At 56.6% G+C, this 22540-nt stretch carries 18 protein-coding genes and 1 other RNA gene; 15 read left to right on the forward strand and 4 right to left on the reverse strand.

Annotated elements, in window-relative coordinates; translation table 11 throughout:
• Positions 1-60: 60 nt before the first annotated feature.
• Positions 61-1971 carry a selenocysteine-specific translation elongation factor gene (gene selB / locus ACJ77P_RS10885; protein ID WP_408998225.1) on the reverse strand — a complete coding sequence of 637 codons (1911 nt, stop codon included), beginning with the start codon at positions 1969-1971 and terminating at the stop codon, positions 61-63.
• A 312-nt stretch (positions 1972-2283) separates the two neighbouring features.
• Here selB and ACJ77P_RS10890 point away from each other — a divergent pair, with 312 nt between their 5' ends.
• The 14 genes from ACJ77P_RS10890 to ACJ77P_RS10955 all read left to right on the forward strand — a co-directional run bounded on the left by ACJ77P_RS10890 (position 2284) and on the right by ACJ77P_RS10955 (position 18965).
• On the forward strand, positions 2284-3093 hold the full coding sequence (locus ACJ77P_RS10890) for an ATP-binding protein (RefSeq protein WP_408998226.1): 810 nt from the start codon (positions 2284-2286) through the stop codon (positions 3091-3093).
• A gap of 83 nt (positions 3094-3176) precedes the next feature.
• On the forward strand, positions 3177-3653 hold the full coding sequence (gene smpB / locus ACJ77P_RS10895) for an SsrA-binding protein SmpB (RefSeq protein WP_408998227.1): 477 nt from the start codon (positions 3177-3179) through the stop codon (positions 3651-3653).
• A 121-nt stretch (positions 3654-3774) separates the two neighbouring features.
• Positions 3775-4131, forward strand: a transfer-messenger RNA (tmRNA) gene (gene ssrA / locus ACJ77P_RS10900).
• A gap of 588 nt (positions 4132-4719) precedes the next feature.
• Positions 4720-4953 (forward strand): helix-turn-helix domain-containing protein, encoded by a 234-nt coding sequence (locus tag ACJ77P_RS10905; RefSeq protein WP_408998228.1) that lies wholly within the window; start codon positions 4720-4722, stop codon positions 4951-4953.
• 2 nt (positions 4954-4955) lie between these two features.
• A complete protein-coding gene (locus ACJ77P_RS10910; RefSeq protein WP_408998229.1) occupies positions 4956-7070 on the forward strand; it encodes an N-6 DNA methylase in 2115 nt (704 codons plus the stop codon).
• Positions 7067-8194 (forward strand): restriction endonuclease subunit S, encoded by a 1128-nt coding sequence (locus tag ACJ77P_RS10915; RefSeq protein ID WP_408998230.1) that lies wholly within the window; start codon positions 7067-7069, stop codon positions 8192-8194. The genes ACJ77P_RS10910 and ACJ77P_RS10915 overlap by 4 nt, the downstream gene beginning before the upstream one ends.
• Positions 8191-8949 carry an ABC-three component system protein gene (locus tag ACJ77P_RS10920; RefSeq protein ID WP_408998231.1) on the forward strand — a complete coding sequence of 253 codons (759 nt, stop codon included), beginning with the start codon at positions 8191-8193 and terminating at the stop codon, positions 8947-8949. Before ACJ77P_RS10915 ends, ACJ77P_RS10920 begins: the two co-directional genes overlap by 4 nt.
• Positions 8946-9173 (forward strand): ABC-three component system middle component 6, encoded by a 228-nt coding sequence (locus ACJ77P_RS10925; protein WP_408998232.1) that lies wholly within the window; start codon positions 8946-8948, stop codon positions 9171-9173. The genes ACJ77P_RS10920 and ACJ77P_RS10925 overlap by 4 nt, the downstream gene beginning before the upstream one ends.
• The gene (locus tag ACJ77P_RS10930; protein WP_408998233.1) at positions 9170-10933 is read left to right on the forward strand and encodes an ABC-three component system protein; all 1764 of its coding nucleotides are present in this window, start codon (positions 9170-9172) and stop codon (positions 10931-10933) included. The genes ACJ77P_RS10925 and ACJ77P_RS10930 overlap by 4 nt, the downstream gene beginning before the upstream one ends.
• Before the next feature lie 70 nt (positions 10934-11003).
• Positions 11004-11192 carry a hypothetical protein gene (locus tag ACJ77P_RS10935; RefSeq protein ID WP_408998234.1) on the forward strand — a complete coding sequence of 63 codons (189 nt, stop codon included), beginning with the start codon at positions 11004-11006 and terminating at the stop codon, positions 11190-11192.
• Positions 11189-12193: a virulence RhuM family protein gene (locus tag ACJ77P_RS10940; RefSeq protein ID WP_408998235.1), complete on the forward strand. Its 1005-nt coding sequence runs from the start codon at positions 11189-11191 to the stop codon at positions 12191-12193. Before ACJ77P_RS10935 ends, ACJ77P_RS10940 begins: the two co-directional genes overlap by 4 nt.
• Positions 12194-15445, forward strand: a complete 3252-nt coding sequence (locus ACJ77P_RS10945) for a type I restriction endonuclease subunit R (protein ID WP_408998236.1) — start codon at positions 12194-12196, stop codon at positions 15443-15445.
• Between the two features lie 18 nt (positions 15446-15463).
• Positions 15464-16480: a Fic family protein gene (locus ACJ77P_RS10950; protein WP_408998237.1), complete on the forward strand. Its 1017-nt coding sequence runs from the start codon at positions 15464-15466 to the stop codon at positions 16478-16480.
• Positions 16481-16565: 85 nt separating this feature from the next.
• Positions 16566-18965: a TOTE conflict system archaeo-eukaryotic primase domain-containing protein gene (locus ACJ77P_RS10955; protein WP_408998238.1), complete on the forward strand. Its 2400-nt coding sequence runs from the start codon at positions 16566-16568 to the stop codon at positions 18963-18965.
• A 14-nt stretch (positions 18966-18979) separates the two neighbouring features.
• Here the strand turns inward: ACJ77P_RS10955 and ACJ77P_RS10960 are convergent, their stop codons facing one another.
• From ACJ77P_RS10960 to ACJ77P_RS10970, 3 genes are all read right to left on the reverse strand, one after another.
• Positions 18980-19930 (reverse strand): ATP-binding protein, encoded by a 951-nt coding sequence (locus tag ACJ77P_RS10960; protein WP_408998239.1) that lies wholly within the window; start codon positions 19928-19930, stop codon positions 18980-18982.
• An 18-nt stretch (positions 19931-19948) separates the two neighbouring features.
• The gene (locus tag ACJ77P_RS10965; RefSeq protein ID WP_408998240.1) at positions 19949-20338 is read right to left on the reverse strand and encodes an AAA family ATPase; all 390 of its coding nucleotides are present in this window, start codon (positions 20336-20338) and stop codon (positions 19949-19951) included.
• Between the two features lie 114 nt (positions 20339-20452).
• A complete protein-coding gene (locus tag ACJ77P_RS10970; RefSeq protein ID WP_408998241.1) occupies positions 20453-21517 on the reverse strand; it encodes an integrase core domain-containing protein in 1065 nt (354 codons plus the stop codon).
• Positions 21518-22119: 602 nt separating this feature from the next.
• Between ACJ77P_RS10970 and ACJ77P_RS10975 the strand changes: the two genes are divergently transcribed.
• Positions 22120-22536, forward strand: coding sequence for a hypothetical protein (locus tag ACJ77P_RS10975; protein ID WP_408998242.1), 417 nt, complete (start codon positions 22120-22122; stop codon positions 22534-22536).
• The last annotated feature ends 4 nt before the right edge of the window (positions 22537-22540 follow it).

The following is a 22540-nucleotide window of genomic DNA, read 5'->3' on the forward strand; positions in this document are numbered from 1 at the left end:
GAAATTTAAAAGGCGGCATGATCGGATCGCAGAAATTGAATTCAATAAAGTTTTTAACGATTATTTTTCCCGGAGGAGCCGATGCTCCCCGGCACGGATCGTCAGTCTCGTCAGATCGAAATATTCCATCAGGGGAATGATGAATTTCCGGGACAATCCTGTCAGCTCCCGGAAGCTGGCGGGCGTCGCCTTTCCCTCCTTCAGGAGAAGCTTTTTGTAATTCTCCCGGAGTTTATTGAGGCTCTCCTGATGAAAATAGAGGTCTTCACTGATCTTGACCAGGACGCCGTCGCGGAGCATGACGTCCATGACCTTGCGCGCCGAATCCTTTTTGGCGGCGAACTGTTCCATCACTTCCCGCATCGTGGGCGGAGTCAAGCCCGCCTTCAGATAAAGGCGATCCAGGGCCTCCCGCAGCTCCGCCAGGTCTTCCTTCAACTGAATCGTATGATCGGCAAGCCGGATAATCTCCCGGTCCAAAACGATTTTCCCCGCCTTTTCCAGGGCCTGGACGGAGGACAGGTACAGCCGAACCGGAACATGGCGTCCCAGAACGGATCGCAGCTCTTCCTTGAGGGAACCTTCCTTGAGAGGATATTTTTTATGGTAAGCGCTTAATTCCTGGAGAATTTTATTCTGAAGCTGCGAATGGTAAGAAGCGGAAACAACCGTGAGATTATCCTTGTCCAGCAGAACGAGCGCATGCCGGGAAAGAAGGTGATCCAGGATTTTCCTCAGCCTCGTTGCCGGAATCCCCGTGCGCATGACCAGCGGGGCAAGAGCAACGCCTTCCGCACCGGACCGCTCGATGATGGCGCTGGTTTTCTCCTCGTCACTGCCGTGATGAAGCTGTTCGAAGGACTCCAGGACAGCCGGGTCATTCCGCTTATGTTTCCGCGGCAGGGGATCCACGATCAGCCCGCCGCCAAGCGTGGTGATGGGGGAATAGCTGCGGATGACGAAGTGGTCTCCGGCCATGGTTACCACCGGTTCCGATGTAAAGAACTGGGCGTAGGCCTTTTCACCCGGCTGGAGCTCTTCCTGGTCCATCAGAAGGATCCGGGCCATGGTTTCGCTGGTCCCGGTATGAAGACGCACCAGGGAGCGGTGCGTCAGTTTTTTCTTGTCGGGTGGAAGGTATTCCATGAAGGTGTCAACGCGCACGGTAGGCCTCATGGTGTCCGGATGGACCAGCACCTGCCCTCTCAGGATTTCCGCCTTCTCCAGCCCCTGCAGATTGACCGCTGTCCTCTGGCCGGCTTCCGCGGTAGCCACCGCGGCATTGTGAACCTGAAGCCCCCGCACTTTCGCCGTTACGGTTCCCGGAAGCATCTGCACGGTGTCCGCCACACGGACCTGGCCGGAACGCAACGTCCCGGTGACAACAGTCCCGAATCCGCGGATGGTGAAGACCCGGTCCACAGGAAGGCGGAAAACCCCGGTATCGGGCTCCTCTTCAATTCCGGCGGCCACCGTTTCCAGGGCGGCGAGAAGCTCGGGCAACCCTTCGCCCGTCTGCGCGGAAACGGGGATGACGGGCGCGCCTTCGAGAAACGATCCTTTCAGGAAATCGGCCAGGTCTTCCTGAATGAGGTCCAGCCAGTCCCGATCCACAAGATCGATCTTGGACAGCGCCACGAGCCCCTTGCGGATATTGAGGAGGGAACAGATCTGCAGATGCTCGCGGGTTTGCGGCATGACGCCCTCATCCGCGGCAATGACCATCAGGACCATGTCGATGCCCGCAGCCCCGGCCACCATGTTTTTTACAAACCGTTCATGGCCCGGAACATCCACAACGCCGCAGATCCGGCCGCTGCCAAGACGCAGGGAGGCAAAGCCCAGTTCGATGGTGATGCCCCGCTCCTTCTCCTCCTTGAGCCTGTCCGTATCCACGCCGGTCAGCGCCCTGATAAGCGCCGTCTTGCCGTGATCAACGTGCCCTGCCGTGCCCAGAACAATGTGCTTCATGGAATGTTACTACCTTATAACCGCTTTTCGATGAAGGAAGTTCCCTGTTGAAAAAAAAAGACTGTCTGGAGAGTTTCTCCGGGAAAATTCTTCTTAACAAAGTCCCTTCATTTTCACAACGGATAAAAGCATCCCATCTCCTCCCGGAATTTTCAGGCGGGTCCGCTCCCTGAATTTCCTTCCCGGCCCGGAAGGGAAATCTTCCGGTCTCCGCAAAGGTCTTCCTTTCCCTTTCTGTTCTTCCTTGCTATAAAAACCGTTCTTCGCTATGACATGAAAACAGCATTCACCATTGAGGAGATTCCATACCCGTTGACGGACATCAAAAGAACAAGACTATTTTATCATCTCAAAAAATGGATCGAGAAGGCGGTCATGGATTACCGCATGATCGAAAAGGGGGACAGGGTTCTTGTCGGGGTTTCCGGCGGGGCGGACAGCCTGGCCCTGCTGGATCTGCTTAATTCCCCCATGGTTTTCGTCCCCGAATTCCACCTTGTCGCCGTTCACATTGACCTTGGATTTGAGGAGGACTCGGCGGGTTATGACCGGCTGGATCGCTTTTTGAAGGAGGGAGGATATGACTGCGTCCTGGAGAGGACGGAGATCGGACCCCTGTCGCACAGCGCTTACAACAAAAAGAATCCCTGTTTTCTCTGTTCGAGGCTGCGAAGGAAACGGCTTTTCGAGATCGCCCAGGAGAAGGGCTGCAACAGAATCGCCCTGGCACATCACCAGGATGACATCATTGAAACGCTGCTGATCAACATGTTCTATGGCCGGGAAATCAGCACCATGATGCCTGATCAGCCGATTTTCGGCGGAACGAAGCACATCATCCGGCCCCTTGCCTATATCCGGGAGGAGCTGGTCAAGAAGTACAGCCGTGAACGGGAATTTCCGATTCTAGAATCGGCATGCCCAACAGGCCCCGTCTCCCGCAGACGCTACATTAAAGACCTGCTGAACCAGTTGGAGCGGGACAACAAGGACATCCGCGCCAATATTTTCAAGGCGATGGGCCACGTCAAGATGGATTATCTGCCCGGCCTGCCCGCCTCGCGGCGGCCGGTTTCAGGTAGAATGGAAATGGTCGTGAACGACTGCGGCCTGGACCGGTAAGGAAATCAGCCATCCGTCATCGTTAACGGCCATGCAGAAAAAGCGGCGAAAAGGACGGACAAAAACCCGAAGGTAAAATCGAAGTGGCAAAGAAGGAAACGTCGGAAAAAATCATCTGCACGAACAAAACCGCCAGGCTCAATTATTTTATCGAAGATACCTATGAGGCCGGAATTGTGCTGGTGGGAACGGAAGTGAAAGCCCTGCGGGACGGCAAGGGCAATTTGAAAGACAGCTACGTGGCGGTAAAAAATGAAGAGATCTTTCTTTACGGAATGCACATCGGCCTCTATTCCCATGGCAATCGCCTGAATCACGAACCGGAACGGGTCCGCAAGCTGCTCATGCACAAACGGGAAATCAAGAGGCTTTACGGGAAATCGCGGGAAAAGGGATTTACCCTGATTCCCTTGAAGGTATATTTCAAAGACGGCCGGATCAAGGTGGAAATCGGGGTGGGCCGCGGCAAGAAGCTCTACGACAAAAGAGAGGATCTCAAGCTGAAGGAGGACCGCCGGGCCATGGAGCGTGGCTTGCGAAGCCGCAGCCGGGAAGGATGAGAGTGAAAACTTGGTTCACCCTATCGGTTGACAGAGAGCCCTTGACTTATGATATCGCCGGTATTATTATAATGGAAAGTAAAGATTCCTTGCGGATCATCTGTTCTTTGAGAGAAAAATAGGGGGCGTCACGGTTTCGACGGGGATAGTTGAAGCTGTAGCAGCGTATCGAGGTTCCTACAGGCCTCGTTAAACAGGTAGGAAAACAATACTCGCAAACGACTACGAGTACGCTTTAGCCGCTTAGTCGGCTAACGTTCTTTCTGGTTCCGCCTGCCGGATCAGAGAGGGCGTCATTTCAGGCAGGATAGTCCTTACCTTCTCCTGCGGGGAAAAGGGCGAAATTCAACACGGGATAGCAGCCTGTCAAGCCTGCCTTTGGGCGTTACGGGATGCGAAAGACAAATCAAAGGATACATACGTAGAAACTGCAGTGGAATGTTTTCGGACGCGGGTTCGACTCCCGCCGCCTCCACCATGAGACACAAGACACACCCGTTCATTAGCCGCATCCGGTTACTGGACGGGTTTTTTTCTGCGTATTGTCAGCGACTTGCGTCGCTTTCAGGGCTCCGGCGCTACCGCCCCGATCTCTCCCTTTTGGGGAAATCGGTCATACCCCGCTTCTCTTTCGCCTCAAAATTCTCCGCATTCTTACCCCCATTCTCCGGACCTCGTCCGGTGTCCTGCATCTTTGCCTGCAACCGCTGCTCGGCGATCTAGTCGGCAAACTGGTTGATACTCTTCATGATTCCGTCATACAGGTCGTTGATATCCATGGTCGGTCACTCCTCATTTTGGGTTATGCCCTTACTTACCGGAGAGACGGAAAAAGCGTCGGGTGTCGGTCGAATTTTTTTGTGCTGGCTTGCATGGGTCTTACTTACCGGGTGACTGTAGAATGTGTCGGGGGAAATCTTTTACTGCCGTGTCGCAGGGGAATTTCGGCAATGATTTCAAGGTCGCGCTTGACATTTGCGGCTCCATGGATGATATATCAAGTGATAAATCGGGCGTTATGAATGGTGCGCCAGTACATCAGATAGATTCAGCAAGGAGAAATCCATTGGACGAGCAACACAGCATGGCGAGGCTGGTCCGTGAGCTTCGGGAACTTACCGGTCTGACTCAGGAAAAGTTCGCAGCCAAGCTCGGGGTGACCTTCCCCACGATCAACCGCTGGGAGAACGACCGCGCCAAGCCGTCGCCGCTGGCTCTGGAAAAGATCGAGAGCCTGCTGCGCAGCCTGGGGGACAAGGGCGAGGCCCTGCATAAAGCGTATTTTGGGAAGGAAGCCTGAGCATGGCCCAGCTTGAACATATCGAAGCCATTGAAAAGCGGCTCTGGAGCGCGGCGGACACCCTGCGGGCCAACTCCAACTACGCCAGCAACGAATATTTCCTGCCGGTCATGGGCCTGGTGTTTCTACGCCATGCCTACAGCCGGTATCTCGGCGTCAAGGATACCATCGAAGCGGGCCTGCCCACCCGGGGCGGCAAGACCCGACCGCTGACCAAGGAGGATTTTTCGCAGAAGAGCGCCATCTTCCTGCAGCCCAAGGCCCAGTTCGACACTCTGGTCTCCCTGCCCGACAGCGCCGACCGCGCCAAGGCGATCATCGACGCCATGGAGTCCATCGAGGCCGACTACGAGAACCTGCGCGGCGTGCTGCCCAAGAGCGAATATCAGGAACTCGACAACGCCGTGCTCGGCCAGTTACTGCGCACTCTCAACCCCGAGGAGCTCAAACGGGTCTCCGGCGATGTTTTCGGCCGTATCTACGAATACTTCCTGACCCAGTTCGCCGATCAGAAGGCCCACGACGGCGGCGAGTTCTTCACCCCGGTGTCGCTCGTCTCGCTGATCGCCAACGTCATCGAACCGGCGGGAGGCACGGTGCTCGACCCGGCCTGCGGCTCGGGCGGCATGTTCGTGCAGAGCGCCCGAGTGGTCGAGCGGCGGCACGAGAACCCCACCGAGAAGCTCACCTTCTACGGCCTGGAAAAGAACGCCACCACCATCCGCCTGGCCAAGATGAACCTGGCGGTGCATGGGCTGGAAGGCGACATCCAGAAGTCGATCACCTACTATGAAGACCCGCATGAGCTGTTGCGCAAAGCCGACTTCGTCATGGCCAATCCACCCTTCAACGTGGACGAGATCGACGCCGACAAGGTCAAGAGCGATCCGCGCCTGCCCTTCGGCCTGCCCGGCGTCAACAGGAAGGGCAAGGTCAGCAACGGCAACTACGTCTGGATCAGCTACTTTTACAGCTACTTAAACGTTCAGGGCCGGGCCGGATTCGTCATGTCGTCCCAGGCCTCCAGCGCCGGGCGGGATGAAGCCAAGGTGCGCCGGAAGCTGGTGGAGTCCGGCGACGTGGATGTCATGGTCGCCATCCGCTCCAACTTCTTCTACACCCGCACCGTCCCCTGCGAGCTCTGGTTCCTCAATCGCGCCAAGCCGGAAGCGCACCGCGACAAGGTGCTGATGATCGACGCCCGCAACATTTATCGAAAAGTCACCCGCAAGATTTTCGACTTTTCCCCCGAGCAGGAGCAGAACCTCTTGGCTATTGCCTGGCTCTACCGGGGCGAGACCGGGCGCTATCTCGATCTGGTGGCGGGCTATTGCCAGCGCATGCTGGCCGAGGGCGCGGCCTGCTTCACCATGAAAGACGACGAAGGCGCAACGGTCGAACCTCTGCCGGACTTCATCGGTGCGCTGGCCACACTGCGCAGCAGTATTGAACCCTTCCTCAAGACCCTGGCCAAGGACGCGCCCCACATTGAACCGCTTAAGGAGCTGGATGACGCCATCCCGCTTTTCAAGGCGGACCTTGATTCCTTCCGACAGATCGTCAGCGAACAGCAGGCGGCCTGGGGAACACAGAAGACGACTAATGGCGAACTCAAGAAAGCCGTGGACCGCCTCGCCACCCTGGCCGAGACTAGCCGCGATTTGGGCAGGCAGAGCGACCTGCTCTACAAGCTCGCCTGCCGCCTGATCGAAACCTGCGAGAACGAATGCGCCGGTCGCGACAGCGACGCCTGGGCGGGCCGCGACATCACCCGCGCCCGCAAGGCGGCCGACGAGGCCCGCGCTCTGGCCGCGGAACAGCTCAAGCAGGTGCGCTACTTCTGGCGTCAGGCCCACTGGCTCACCGAGCGCTTCCCTGAGGCCAAACTGCGGGATGTGGAAGGCCTGGTCAAGCTGGTGGACCGCGCCGAGATCGCTGCCAACGACTGGAGCCTCACCCCCGGCCGCTATGTCGGCGTCGCGCCGGAGGAAGAGGACGAGGATTTCGACTTCGAGGAGGCCCTGCGCGACATCCATGTGGAGCTGGAGGATTTGAACACCGAGGCGGTGCAACTGGCGGCGACGATCAAGAAGAATTTCGAGGAGCTGGGGGTATGAGCGGAAGCACGGTCGCAATATCCGATCTTGGCCGTGTCGTAACCGGCAAGACTCCCAGTACGAAAAATGCTGCATTTTTTGATGGAGAATACCAGTTCGTGACTCCATCGGATTTGGACTGGAAGACTTACTACTGCCACACAACCGAGAGAACCGTCACGGATGATGCGAAAAAGTCTCACCTGAATCAGTTTATCCCTAGCAATGCAGTGATGGTGACCTGCATAGGCAACACCATTGGAAAATGTGGCCTGTCATCCTCAGATTGCCTGACGAACCAGCAAATCAACAGCATCATCCCAAGTGAGGGCATTGACCCGAAATTTGTCTATTACCTTCTTGTCCATAACACCGACTCAATCAGGGGCTTTGGGCTTGGTGGTGGCTCAGCCACGCCTATTCTCAACAAGACGTCTTTTTCCAAGATCAAATTACGTGTTCCTCCTCAACATCAATGGGTCAACATTGCAAGCACTCTCTCCGCCTACGACGACCTGATCGAGAACAACCGGCGGCGGATCCAGTTGCTGGAGCAGGCGGCGCGGCTGCTCTACAAGGAATGGTTCGTCCACCTCCGCTTCCCCGGCCACGAACACACCCAAATCATCGACAGCGTGCCGGAGGGGTGGGAGAAGAAGCGGTTGGGTACGATTGCCACCATGAAATACGGTAAAGCCCTGAAGAACGACGACCGCGTCCCTGGGCCTTTTCCGGTCTACGGCTCAAGCGGGATTGTTGGGTCCCACGCAAAAGCCCTCGTGTCCGGCCCAACCATCATCGTCGGCCGCAAAGGTAATGTGGGCAGCGTGTACTGGTCACCGGACGATTGTCACCCCATCGATACGGTGTACTACATCGACTCGGGAAACTGCTCGCTCTTCCTCTACTACGCCCTGCAGCAGATGACCTTCATCAGCACGGATGTTGCCGTTCCGGGCTTGAATCGCGATTTTGCCCACAGCCGTTTGCTGCTGGTCGCGGATCAGAAGATTCATCGTTTGTTCGAGGAAACGGTTTTGCCGCTGCATCAGCAGATGGAATTGTTGAAGCGGCAGAATGCATCGCTCGCCAAAGCCCGCGACCTCCTCCTGCCCAAAATGATGAACGGGGAGGTGGCGGTATGAGCCGCAAGTACCCCTTAGCAGACGTTAAAATTTTGTACGGCTTGGCAGCGGCTCGTTGCGCATTTCCAAGGTGCAGGAAAGAAGTTGTTCTTGAGGGAACGACCACGGACAAGACAAAGCAGATTGGCAAGATAGCCCATATTGTCGCCCATTCAGAGAACGGTCCTCGTTCCGATTCCAGTTATCCAAAAGACAAACTCGATACTTATGATAACTGGGTACTGCTTTGCCCAACATGTCACGACATCGTGGACGCCCATGAAAACCGATATACCGTAGCATCCCTGCGAAAACTAAAAATCGAACATGAATCATGGGTTCAAGACAGCCTTAACGAGTCGATGTCCCAAATATCATTTGCCGAGCTGGAGGTCGCCGTAAATGGTATTTCCTCTCAGCAGGCATTGACCCAACCCGAAGGTTTCTCGGTTATCACACCTGACGCAAAGATCAAAAAGAATCAACTGTCCGATACGACTCGGCAAATGATTGCCATGGGGCTTATGCAGGCTCGACAGGTCAAAACCTACCTTGAACATGTTGAGCAAATAGATTCCGGATTTATTCAGCGGCTGGTCGGTGGCTTCCAGGAAAAATACCGAACCATCATACAGGATAAACAGCTAAACTCTGACGCCGTGTTCGAGGAATTGCTCAATTTTTCATCATCGAAAGGGGACGATTTCAAGACTCGGGCCGCTGGCCTTGCCCTACTTTCACATCTCTTCGAAACCTGCGAGGTGTTTGAGAAATGATTCTTCCTTCGAAGCACATATCTGAAGGGCAAGCGCTGATCGGTGTCGGCGCTGTTGTGCTTCGTCACGTTGAACGGCAACAGACCATTACCAGCCTTTGGGATAAAGTGCGAGATGAACCTTCTGTTGGCACATTTGAACGGTTTGTCCTTGCCTTGGATCTCTTATACATCATAGGGGTCATCGATCTCTCTAAAGGCATGATCCGTCGGGGGGCCTCATGATCCACAGCTTGACTGCCAATCATCGCTCGTTTCATCCCGTCGAGTTCACCACGGGACTTAATGTCATATTGGCCGAGCGTTCTGAGACTTCCACGGAGAAAGACACTCGAAACGGCGTCGGCAAAACGACGCTGCTTGAGATTATCGATTTCTGCCTCGGAAGCCGCCCAACCAAAGGCAAGGGATTACTGATCGAGCCCTTACAATCTTGGGCGTTCACCCTTGAGATCACCCTTCGCGGCAATCGAGTAAAGGTCACGCGAGCGGTGGCGGATCAAAACCGAATTATCGTTGAGGGACCAACGGACGGATGGCCAGAGAATCCTGACCTGGACGATCAGACTGGTGAGCGAGTCTACAAGGCAGAACGATGGCGAATGCTGTTGGGGTGGGCATTTTTTGATCTACCTCGTTCGTCGGATCAACTCCCATACAGACCGAGCTATCGAAGCTTGATCTCCTATTTTGTGCGTCTTGGGCCGGATGCGTATACGAGCCCTTTCAGACATTTCCGGCAACAGAAGACATGGGACATCCAGCTTCACACTGCCTATGTACTGGGAATGAATTGGGAGTATGCCTCACGATGGCAAGGTCTGAAGGACCAAGAAGAAGGCGCCAAGGCGCTCGAGAAGGCGATCAAGACGGGGGCGATGGAAGGCGCAATAGGCACCGTCGGCGAACTTGAAACCCAGCGCATTCAGTTGGAGCAACAGGCCGCCAATGCCAAACAGGCTTTGGACACATTCAAAGTCCATCCACAGTATGAATCCGTTCAGGAAGAAGCAGACCGGCTGACCTCAGAGATTCACGAACTTGCCAACCAAAATGTTGCCTACAGGCGTCGCTTGAAACGCTATGAAGAATCCATCAAGGAAGAAAAGCCACCTGCTTCGGTATCCCTTGAACGTTTGTATGAAGAGGCAGGTCTAGTTTTCCCTGACACAGTTAAGCGGACACTGGAAGAAGCCAAAGCGTTTCACCATGACATCATCTCGAATCGTCGTGAATTCCTGGGGTCTGAAATCACCCGTATCCGGCAGGTTGTCGACGACAGAGAAACACGCATCAGGGAAAAGACCGATCTTCGTGCCGAGGTGATGCAGGTTCTTCAAACGCACGGCGCACTGCAGGAGATGACGTTACTCCAAGAAAGATATGTGTCGTTGCATGGCTCCCTTGAGCGCGTGCAGGCCAGATTGCGGGAAATGAAGAGCCTAAAGGCTTCAAAACGTGAAGTAAAGGCGGCGAAGGACGATTTGGTTCAGACAGCTGAACGCGACCATGAGGAGAGAAGGGATAAGTGGTCTGAAGTTGTTCGCCTCTTCAATGAGCATTCTCAAGCTCTTTATAAATCACCCGGCAAGCTGGTGATCGATGTCGGCGAGACCGGTTACAAGTATCAAGTGGATATTGAGCGCAGCGGAAGCGAGGGAATAGAGAAAATGAAAATTTTCTGTTTCGATCTTGCTGTGCTTCAGCTTCAAATGCAAAGCGGACGAGGTATTGACTTCCTCATTCATGACACCTTGATGTACGACTCCGTTGATGTTCGGCAACGGGCGCTGGCATTCGAGCGAGCTCACGAGATCACCTCTGTATTTGACGGTCAATATATCTGCACCATCAATTCGGATATGGTTCCAGAAGCAGACTTTACCGAAGGCTTTGACTTCCAACAATTTGTGCGTCTTAGATTATCGGATACTTCGCCGTCAGACAGTCTGCTCGGCATACGTTTCGAGAGGCCGGGTAGATGAGTGCTTACACGGAGAACAGCCTTGGCCAGCAGACGGCCGCCAACGGTACATCAGAGCAGGGAGGTAACAAGTGAACCTTAATACCCTCCTCGCCCAAATCACCCGCGGCGAAGACTCCACCCGCCAGTTCAAGGCGGATGTGAAGAATGCCGACTCCCTGGCCTCGGAGATGGCGGCTTTCGCCAGCACGGGCAGCATGGTTTTATCAGGTCACGTTGACCCGATAAGTGACCCTTTAAGCATGGAGCCAGCGGCATGAATGATTCGGAAATTCTTATTTATCAGGCCACCGACGGTAAGATCAAAATCGATGTCCGGCTGGAGGATGAGACGGTCTGGCTGACCCAGGACCACATGGTTGGGCTGTTCGGCAAAGCCAAGTCAACCATCAATGAGCATATCAAAAACATATTCGCTGAAGGCGAGCTGGTTGAAGCGGATGTGATGAAGAAATTCGGAATTTCCGAATTTCAGCAAAAAGCCCCTAATTACTACAACCTGGACGTGATCATCTCCGTCGGGTACCGGGTCAAGTCCCACCAGGGTACCCAGTTCCGCATCTGGGCCACCCAGCGGCTGAAGGAATATATCGTCAAGGGGTTTGCCCTGAACGATGAGCGCTTCAAAACGGGCAATTCGATGTCGTATTTCACGGAGTTGCAGGAACGCATCCGTGAAATCCGCCTTTCCGAGCGCTTCTTCTATCAGAAAATCAAGGATATCTATACCACCAGCATCGACTACGACCCCAGGGACGAAAAGACAGTTGAGTTTTTCAAGGTGGTTCAGAACAAACTCCTCTGGGCCATCAGCCGGCAGACGGCGGCGGAACTGGTGTATCGCCGGGCGGACGCCGCGCTGCCCCTGATGGGTATGCAGTCGTTCGACAAGAAGGGCGATCTGGCGGTGCGCAAAGGCGATGTGAGCATCGCCAAGAACTACCTTGCCGAGGACGAAATGAAGCTGCTCGGCCTACTGGTGGAACAATACCTGGCCTTCTCCGAAACCATGGCCCAGCAGAGAATTCCCATGCACATGACAGACTGGATTCAACGGCTGGATGCCATTATTCAGCTCAATGGTCGGGAGTTGCTGACCCATGCAGGCAAAATCAGCCACCAGATGGCCCAGGAAAAAGCCGCTCTGGAGTATGACAAGTTCCGGGAAACGCAGCGGCGCATCCAGCATGAAGAGAGCCTCAAGGAGCTGGAAGAGGACATCAAAAAGCTGAAGCCGCCTCGGAAAAAGGGAGGCAATTGAATGACCCCCGCCTCCTACACCGAAGACACCCTCGTCCAGCAGACCACCGCCGAGTATCTGGAGCAGGAACTGGGCTGGGAGTCGGTGTACGCTTACAACAACGAGGATTTCGGACCGGACGGCCTGTTGGGCCGGGATTCGGACCGCGAGGTGGTGCTGACCCGCACCCTGCGGGCCAAGATCGAGGAGCTCAATCCCGGGCTGCCCGCTACGGCCTATGACGATGCCGTCCGCCAGATCGTCACGGTTTCCGCCTCGCAGACCATGGCTGCCACCAACCGCGAGAAGTATGAACTGATCAAGGACGGGGTACAGGTCACCTTTCGCAATGCCAAGGGCGAACGGGTGCGCCAGCGGTTGCGGGTGTTCGATTTCGATGTTCCCGAGAACAACCATTTCCTCTGCGTGCGGGAGCTGTGGGTGCGCGGTGATCTGTACCGCCGCCGGGCGGATATCGTCGGGTTCGTCAACGGGCTGCCGCTGCTGTTCATGGAGCTGAAGAACGTCAGTAAGGATATCCGCGCCGCCTACGAGCAGAACTTTCTGGATTACAAGGACACCATCCCGCATCTGTTTCATCACAACGCCATGGTGGTACTGGCCAACGGGGTGGATGCCAAACTCGGCTCGCTCACCAGTCGGTTCGAACATTTTCACGAGTGGAAACGGTTGGCCGAGAATCAGCCGGGCGTGGTGGCCATGGAGACGCTGCTCAAAGGAGTGTGCGCGAAAGCCAATTTCCTGGACCTGTTGGAGAACTTCATCGCTTTCGACGACTCGGCCGGGGAATCGAGAAAGATTCTGGCCCGTAACCATCAGTATCTGGGTGTCAACCGGGCCATCGAGGCGGTCCGCGACCGCAAGCTCAGGAACGGCAAGCTTGGGGTGTTCTGGCATACCCAAGGGTCGGGCAAGAGCTATTCCATGGTGCTCTTCACCCGTAAGGTGCATCGCAAGCTGGGCGGCAACTTCACCTTTCTGATCCTCACCGACCGCGACGACCTGGACACGCAGATCTACAAGACCTTTGCCGGGTGCGGCGTGGTGGACAACGACCGCGACCCGTGCCGGGCAGCGAGCGGTGAGCATCTCGCCCAGCTCTTGGCCCAGCACAAATCGCACGTCTTCTCGCTGATCCAGAAATTCAACCAGAAAGTTAGCGAAGGCGAGGCCTATTCCCGGCGCGACGACCTCATCGTCATCACCGACGAGGCCCACCGCACCCAGTACGGCACGCTGGCGCTCAACATGCGCAACGCCCTGCCGAACGCCGGCTATATCGGCTTTACCGGCACGCCGCTCTTTAAGGACGACGAGATTACCCGGCGGGTTTTCGGCGATTACGTCTCCACCTACGATTTCCAGCGGGCCGTGGAGGACAAGGCCACGGTGCCGCTCTATTACGACGCGCGTGGCGACAAGCTCGGCGTGGCGGTCGGCGATCTGAACGAGCGGATCGCCGAGAAGCTGGAGAAGTTGGAGACAGACAATATCGATGTGGAGCAGCGCCTGGAGCAGGAGCTCAAGCGCGACTATCACATCATCACGGCCGGGAAACGCCTCGACCAGGTGGCCCGCGATTTTGTGCAACACTATTCCACGTCGTGGGAAACCGGCAAGGCAATGCTGGTCTGCATCGACAAGATTACTTGTGTCCGCATGCACAAGCTGGTTGAGTTCTATTGGAACGCGAGAATCGGCGAGTTGGAAGCGCAGTTGCCCCAGGCCACGGATGAGCAGGACGAACAGTATCGGCGACGCCAGATCGAGTGGATGCGTCAGACACGGATGGCGGTGGTGGTCAGCGAGGAGCAGGGAGAGGTCGAGAAGTTCCGCCAATGGGAGCTGGACATTACCTCGCACCGCCGCTTGATCAAGGAGGGCATCGACCTGCCCGAGGCGATGCGGAAGCAGCCGCAGTTCCAAAATATGCAGCAGCTGTCTTTAGACGATGCGTTCAAGACCGAGGAGCACCCGTTTCGCGTTGCCATCGTCTGCGCCATGTGGTTGACCGGCTTTGATGTCCCCTGCCTCTCGACCCTGTACCTGGACAAGCCGCTCAAGGCACACACGCTTATGCAGGCCATTGCCCGGGCGAACCGGATCAACGAAGGCAAGAACAACGGCATGATCGTCGATTATTGCGGCATCCTCAAAAACCTGCGCAAGGCGCTGGCGACCTTTGCCGGGACCGGCGATGATGGGCGCGGTGGGGAGGGCGGCGAAACCGAACCGGCCAAACCGGATGAGGATCTGCTGGCCGATCTTCGTGAAGCGATTGCCTTTGTCCGGGGATTCCTTTCGGAGCGAAGCGTGTCTCTGGATGGGATTATCGGGCAGACGGGTTTTGCCAGGAATGCGGCGATTCTCGCGGCCAAGGAGGCGGCGAACGAAAACGACGAGACGCGCAAACGCTTTGAAGTGATGTGCCGGGCGGTGTTCTCTAAGTTCAAGTCCTGTATCACCATTGAAGGCGTCAATGATTGCCGGGGCGACTTCGACGCCATCAACATCGTCTATAAAAGCCTGCAACAGGACCGGGAACAGGCGGATATCACCGATATCATCCGCCAGTTGCATCAGGTCGTGGATGAGGTGATTGAGACACAGACCCAACCGGCTGTTGCTGAAGATTCGCCACCATACGATATCAGCAAGATCGATTTCGACCGGCTGCGCAGGGAGTTCGAGCACAACCCGGCCAAACGCACCACCGTGCAGAATCTCAAAACCGCCATCGAGCAACGCCTGCAGCGTCTGCTCCAGCAAAATCCCTTGCGCACCGATTTCCAAAGGCATTATGAGGAGATCGTCGCCGAGTACAACCGCGAGAAGGATCGGGCGACCATCGAAAAGACCTTCGACGCGCTGCTGCAGATCATCAATGAGATGGACGATGAGGAGAGCCGCGCCGTGCGGGAGGGGCTAGATGAAGAAAGTCTCGCCGTATTCGATCTGCTGAGAAAGCCAAACCTGACGCCCAGTGACATCAAGCGCATCAAGGCAGTGGCCGTCGATCTGCTGGAAACGCTCAAGGCGGAAAAGTTGCGAATCAATCACTGGCGCGACAAGGAATCCACCCGGGACGCGGTCCGACTGACGATTCAGGATTATCTCTGGAGCGAGCAAACCGGGCTGCCGGAAACCTATTCAGAGGAGGACGTGCGGGACAAGACAGAGGCGGTTTTCGTGCATGTGTTCCGGGCGTACCCAACGGTGCCGTCACCCTACTACGCCAGCATGGCGTCATAGAGAGTATTGAAGGACAACATGAAATATCAGCCACCTTACACCATCACTCCGGCGATAGTGAATCTTGTCGCCGAGATCGGCGAAACCATCGGCCGCTACACTGTGCTGGCCGAACAGAACCTGACTCCGCGACTGCGCCGGGAGAACCGCATCCGTACCATCCAGGCCTCGCTGGCCATCGAGAACAATACGCTCACCCTTGAACAGGTGACCGCCGTGATTGAGGGCAAACGGGTGTTGGGGCACCCCCGCGAGATTCAGGAGGTGCGAAACGCCTTTGCGACCTACGAGGCCATGGAGGACTGGGACGCCTGTGTCGAGAAGGATCTGTTGGCGGCTCACGAGTTGTTGATGCGTGGGCTGGTGGATGAAACGGGTCGATATCGATCCGGCGGGGTCGGCATCTTCCGGGGAGAACAGCTGGTTCACATGGCTCCTCCTGCTGATCGTGTGCCCAAGCTGATGGCGGATCTTCTGACTTGGCTGGAAAACACCAACGAGCATCCCTTGGTGGCCAGTTGCATTTTTCACTACGAGTTCGAATTCATCCACCCCTTTGCCGACGGCAACGGCCGCATGGGTCGGTTGTGGCAAACCTTGATTCTCCGGAACTGGAAGCCGCTGCTGGCCTACCTGCCGGTGGAGACAGTGATCCGTGATCGCCAGGAAGATTATTACCGGGTACTCGCGGTGGCTGATCAGCAGGCGGATGCCACTCCTTTTGTCGAGTTCATGCTGGGTGTGTTGCGCGATGCAGTCCGCGAGGCTGTGTCGACCGATCAAGTAAGCGACCAAGTGACCGACCAAGTAGCGGCATTGATCCGTGCGATTGGGACCGTCGAACTTGGAAGTAACAATTTAATGCAGGCCTTGGGTTTGTCCCACCGCCCTACGTTCCGGAACAACTACCTCAATCCGGCCCTGGAAGACGAATGGATCGAACGCACACAACCCGATACCCCGCGCAGCCCGACTCAGCGCTATCGGCTGACCGGTAAAGGCCATCGTTGGCTGCAACACCATGCCGACGAGTAGCAGAGGGATACTTGCGACAAACTTGCGACATGGCTTGTAACAATCGAGCCATGGCATATCAGGTCGATGGAAATATTGACAAGAGATGGTATCGGGCGGCGAACAAGATGAACTGCGGCGGCTGCGCGAGGAGAACGTCCGCCTCAAGGAACTGCTGACCCAGCACGGTGTCGCCTGGGAAGAACCGGCCATCCCTGAACCAGGCCCCGCCCCAACCGAATTCGCACCAGCCCCAACCCATTTCACCACCGATGACAAGATTGCCCTGTTCCGCCGTCTGTTCCGGGGGCGGGAGGATGTCTACCCCCAGCGCTGGGAGTCGGTCAAGGGCACGTCAGGCTATTCACCTGCCTGCGGCAATGAGTGGAAGCCCGGCGTCTGCCACAAACCCAAGGTGAAATGCGGTGACTGCAATCAGCGCCAGTTGCTGCCGGTGACCGATCAGGTGATCTACGACCATTTGGCCGGAAAACAGACCATCGGCGTCTATCCGCTTCTGACTGACGACAGTTGCTATTTTCTGGCGGCTGACTTCGATGAGGCTGACTGGCAGGAGGATGCCGAAGCCTTTATGCAATCCTGCCGGGAACTCAGTATCCCGGCGGCGCTGGAGATCTCCCGCTCCGGCAATGGTACTCACGCCTGGATCTTTTTTGCCGAGCCGGTTCCGGCCCGGGAGGCCCGGCAGCTCGGGGCCGCACTGATCAGCCATACCTGCGATCGCACCCGGCAATTGTCTCTGGCCAGCTACGACCGCCTGTTTCCCAATCAGGACACCATGCCAAAGGGCGGCTTCGGCAACCTGATCGCGCTGCCCCTGCAGAAACAACCGAGGAAATCAGGGCGTAGCGTGTTCGTTGATGAACACCTGAAGCCCTATCCAGACCAGTGGGCCTTTCTGGCTTCCATCCGTTCCATGTCCCAGCGAGACTTGGAAGATGCCATTCTGCGGTCCAACGGCGGCCGCCATCCCTTGGATGTAGCCTTTGCCAGCGAGGAAGAGGACGGCAAACCCTGGCAACGTCCATCACCTGTACCAGCCCGGATTGCTGGCCCATTGCCGGAATCGCTGGCCCTGGTGCTGGCCAACCAGATTTTCATTGCCAAGGCCGATCTGCCGCAGCCTCTGGCCAACCGCCTGGTCCGGCTGGCCGCCTTCCAGAATCCGGAGTTTTACAAGGCCCAAGCGATGCGACTGCCGGTGTGGAACAAGCCGCGCATCATCGGCTGCGCCGAGAACTATCCCCAGCATATCGGCCTGCCGCGAGGCTGCCTTGATGCGGTTCTCGACCTGTTGCAGGAGAACGACATCCGTCCGGAACTGCAGGACGAACGCCTGCCCGGACGGAAGGTGACGGCCAAGTTTACCGGTACCTTGCGCAAGGACCAGAAAGCAACGGTGCGGGAGATTCTCAAACACGAAGGCGGCGTACTCTGCGCTCCGACGGCCTTCGGAAAGACGGTTACCGCCGCAGCCCTGATCGCCCGGCGCAAGGTGAGCACGCTGGTGCTGGTGCATCGCACCGAACTGCTTCGCCAGTGGCAGGAACGATTGACCGAATTCATGGAAATCCCCAAGGGCGGATTGGGCGTCATCGGCGGCGGCAAAAAGAAACCGTCCGACAAGATCGATATCGCCGTCATGCAGTCGCTTTCCCCCCGGGAGGATCTTGGCGAACTGCTCGACCAATACGGGCAGATCATCATCGACGAATGCCATCACATGTCGGCCTTTTCCTTCGAGGTTATCCTCAAGCAGGCCAAAGCGAAATTTGTGGTGGGTCTGACCGCCACGCCGATACGCCGTGACGGGCATCAGCCGATCATCTTTATGCAGTGCGGGCCTATACGACATAGCGCCGCCAGACCGGAAACCGCCCCGGCGCAACTGGAGGTCTGGCCGAAGGTGCTGCCCGCACCCGAGATTCCGCTGGATTCGCCGATTCAGGATGTGTTCCGCATCCTTGCCAACGATGCGACCCGCAACCGGCGAATTGCAGCGGATGTGCTGGCTGCCTATCGGGAAGGGCGAAAGGTATTGGTGCTTACCGAGCGAACGGATCATCTGCCGCTGTTGCAGGAGGCGCTGGGGAATGAGGTCGAGCACTGCTATGTCCTGCATGGCCGCTTGTCGAAGAAGCAGCGAATGGCTGTGTTCGCAGAACTGGATGCGTTGGATGAGTCGGCACCGAGGGCACTACTCGCCACCGGTCGCCTGATTGGCGAAGGTTTCGACCATCCGCCACTTGACACACTGGTGCTGGCGATGCCGATATCCTGGAAGGGAACCTTGCAGCAATACGCCGGACGACTGCACCGGGAGCATGCCGACAAGCAGGATGTGCGCATATACGATTACGCCGAGACCGATCAGCCCCAGCTCGCCCGTATGTGGGACAAACGCCAACGCGGCTACCGGGCCATGGGGTATGAGATCAAACCGATGGAAAGCGTTGTTTTAGGAAACGACTCGAGCCTAAAATAAGACGAGCCGCTATTTTAGGTTCGCGGCTCCATTTCCAGCAGAAACTGCCAGACCGGCACGACCTGGATCGTGCCGAAGCCCACGGGGATGGTTTCACCAGTGCGCCAAGTGACGATAGTCCCCTCCGCCACCGCCTGTTCGACCATGGCCTCGGAGAGGGAGCGGACCTCGCTATGCTTGACGCGGGGGTCGGCCAGCGAGGCGCAGACCTGAACCAGCATTACGGCTCGTTCTTGTCCCGGAACTGTCAGCAGCCGCGCGACAAGGTCCACTTCCCGGCCCGTCTTGGTCTTGTGGAAGAAGATCTCCGGTGTCACCCGGCGCAGCGCAGTGAATACCAGATTCTCCAGCAGGCTGTCGCGTTTGGTGAGAATGCCGGAACTGATCGAGGTTACCAGAGCGTGGTCGATGCAGTAGACCTTGCGGGGATTGACACTGATCCGGGTTGGCGAGTTGGAAAAGATGTTGACGCTGAACAGCAGCCCGGCATCCTCGAACCCGACGAGCCAGTCGACCACCGAGCTTTTGCGCAACCGGTGGCCGAGGGATTTCAGGTAGTCTGTCAGGTGACTGACGGAATAATAGGAACTGGTGTTGTCCACCAGCCAGTGGGCCAGGTTGATCACCGCCCGAGGGTGGTAAATGTTGTGGTGTCCGATGATGCTGGCAAGGATGGCGTTCCAGTTCGTTTGATAAGTTTCTATGCGTTGTTGCTGGTCGAGGCCATTCGCTCCGGGAAAGCCGCCGACCTGCCAGTAGTTCTCGAACGCCTTTTGGATGGTCAGCTGCTGCTTGGTGGATAAGGGGCCGTTGCTCTCAATCTCTTTGCCGTCGAGGGACTCCCGAAACGACAACGGGAAGATCTCCCAGGAGACGATTCGACCGGTCAACGGACTGGCGGTTTCTTCTTCCGGTGAAGGCAACAAGGAACCGGCGACAGTGATCTCGCATTTTTCGTTACGCAAGAGACGGTCGACGAAGAGCTACCAGTACGGGAGCGCCTGAACCTCGTCGAAAAAGCAGTGAAACGACTCTCTGCCGCGCTTCTGCGGTTGGAGCTCGAAATAGGCCTCCAGGATGAGATCCGGGTTTTCGTGCCGCAGCCAGTAAAGCCGGTCGTCGGCCAAATTGAGATATAGGATGTTTTCTCGGGAAACACTGCCCTCGATCAATTGACGGATGCGCTGAAGCAGCCAAGCGGTCTTGCCGCTCCCCTTGACGCCGGTGACCACCGAGACCTTGCCCGGCAGGCTGCCAATGGCAACACGCCGGGGCAGCAGTTTGCCCGGCGGCTCGAGGTTCTGGTATTCGCGGATGACTCGTTTCAGGCATTCGATCATGACATGGCTCGTTGCTCCCTGTTCGTTTTGCAACCGTTGTCATTCATGCTTGGCGTTCCGGAAACCGAACCGCCATCCGAAATGCTTTTGGGGAACAATCGCGCTTTGCGTAAAACGGGCGCGAATGTTACATAGGAGAAACATGGTTTACGCCGCTTCCCGCTCGTACAAGGCGGCGATGCCGCCGAGCCGTTCCTGCCGTTTGACCGGGCCTGCGGATGTGCGCCGGAAATCGGCGGAGATCACGTTGTTGCCCGTACCCTGGTGGGGTCGCTGAGTGTGGTAGTAATCGAGCCAGACGCGGTTGATGTGGGCCAGTTGGCCGAGGACGAGGCAGACAAAGTGGTTCAGGCACTGGTGCTTACAGGTGCCGATGAAGGATTCGCAAAAAGCGTTGGCCTGTGGTGCTTTCGGCGGGATGCGGATGCAGCGCACCCCGGCCCGGTGCCAGAAGGCATCGAACTGCTGGGTGAACTTGGTATCACGGTCGTGAATCAGATATTTGGCCTCGATGCTGTGATCTTCGAGCCACATGGTCACATTCCGCGCCTGCTGCATCACCCAGGCTTCATCGGGATGGAAGGTCGGCTGGCTCAGATATACCCGGCGGCTGCCAAGATGCAGGAAGACCAGCACATAGGCGTCAAACTTGCCCTGCAGGGTGTAGACCGGCTTGGCGAAGAAGTCGCAGGCCACCAGCGATTCCATGTGGGCGCTGACAAATTTCGACCAGGGAAGGGCGGGCCTGCTCTTGATCTTATCCTGCGGCGGGGTGCAATCAGAGCGCTTGAGGATGTCGCGGATGGTGGTGAGCCCCACGGAAACGCCGAGCTTTTGCAGCTCGCCGAAGATGCGCTTGTAGCCCCAGGAAAGGTTCTCGGTCGCCATGCGCAGGATCAGCGCCACGATATCCTCGGCGGTGCCTGGACGGCCAACCGGTTTAAGATTGCGGGTTTTGGCTTTCGGACTCAGCCAGCGCCGGTAGGTCTGCGGCTTGACCACCAGCATGACGTCGGCGACGTCGTGGTTGATCACATTTCCCAACCGCAGGAGCTCGGCCCGCTCCTCCGGGGTGGGGACAATGCGCTGATCGTCGATCCGGTCGCGCAGCATTTTGACCTGGAACATCAGCAGCTGCATCCGGACGTCGTATTTCGGCAGAAACCGATGCGCCAGAAAGGTGAAAAGAACGAACAAAAGATTGAATTTCATGCCCAACCCACGATACTGCACAGGATGCATATCCTGTTGATTTCAATATGATTTATGCGGTGCATATGTTTCCGCACCCCTAAGGAAAGACCCGGTTTCGGCCCTCCGGCAAACCGAGCTGAAAAGTGGCCGACGATCCATGCCACGGATCGGGTAAAAATACAACGAAACGATGTCGGTGATGCGGGTTCTTGAGGCAAAAAGGCGGGGAAGTTGAAGCGCAATTTCCGGTGTCCGGCGGATCTGCAAACCCGTTGGAACGGCTGGCCGAACGGATCGTGTTCCGTCAGGATTGTGCTGACGGGTTTCCAGTTGATGGTATCCATTGCTTCAATGAGGAATTTCCGTGTTCTTTAATTTCCGAAGGATTGCTTCAGTTCCGGATCGAAAAACGAGGGGTGAGAATCATACTCCTTGAATGACATGCCGGTCTCCTTCATCCTCTTGAATTGAACCGGAAAACCAGCAGAAATATCAAAACTAATCAAGTATTATCGGATAGTTAATGCAGTATACTGCTGGTCGTTTGACCAGAAATTATAAAACCAACTTTTGGAGTTGTGCAAAGTTTTCAATATTTTTTGGTAACCTGGAGGAAAGGCATGAACAATCCCAGTGGAAAAGGCGAAAAGGAAAACAGCCCGCTTCTTGAAGAAGCCGTTGCACGCCTCGCCAAAAACGGCCGGATAAGCTGCGCCGAGGCCATGCAGATCGCCGCCGGGCTTGGGGAGCCGGAATCGGCAGTCGGGCGCATGCTCGACCAGATGGGAATCCGCCTCGGCACATGCCAACTGGGGCTTCTGGGATGCATTCACCCGGAAAACAGAACCGTTACAGCCGCCCCAACGGTGTCCCCGGAGCTGGCCGAGGAGCTTCGGAAGTCCCTGCAGGATGGATGCCTGCCCTGTGCCCAGGCCTGGCGCATTGCGGAAGAGAGAAAAATCCCTCCCATGGATGTTTCCGCGGCCTGCGAGCATCTTGGGATCCGGATCAAACCCTGCCTGTTCGGCATCTTTTAGGGAA

This window comes from Syntrophus buswellii (assembly GCF_046097065.1).
Lineage (GTDB): Bacteria > Desulfobacterota > Syntrophia > Syntrophales > Syntrophaceae > Syntrophus > Syntrophus buswellii.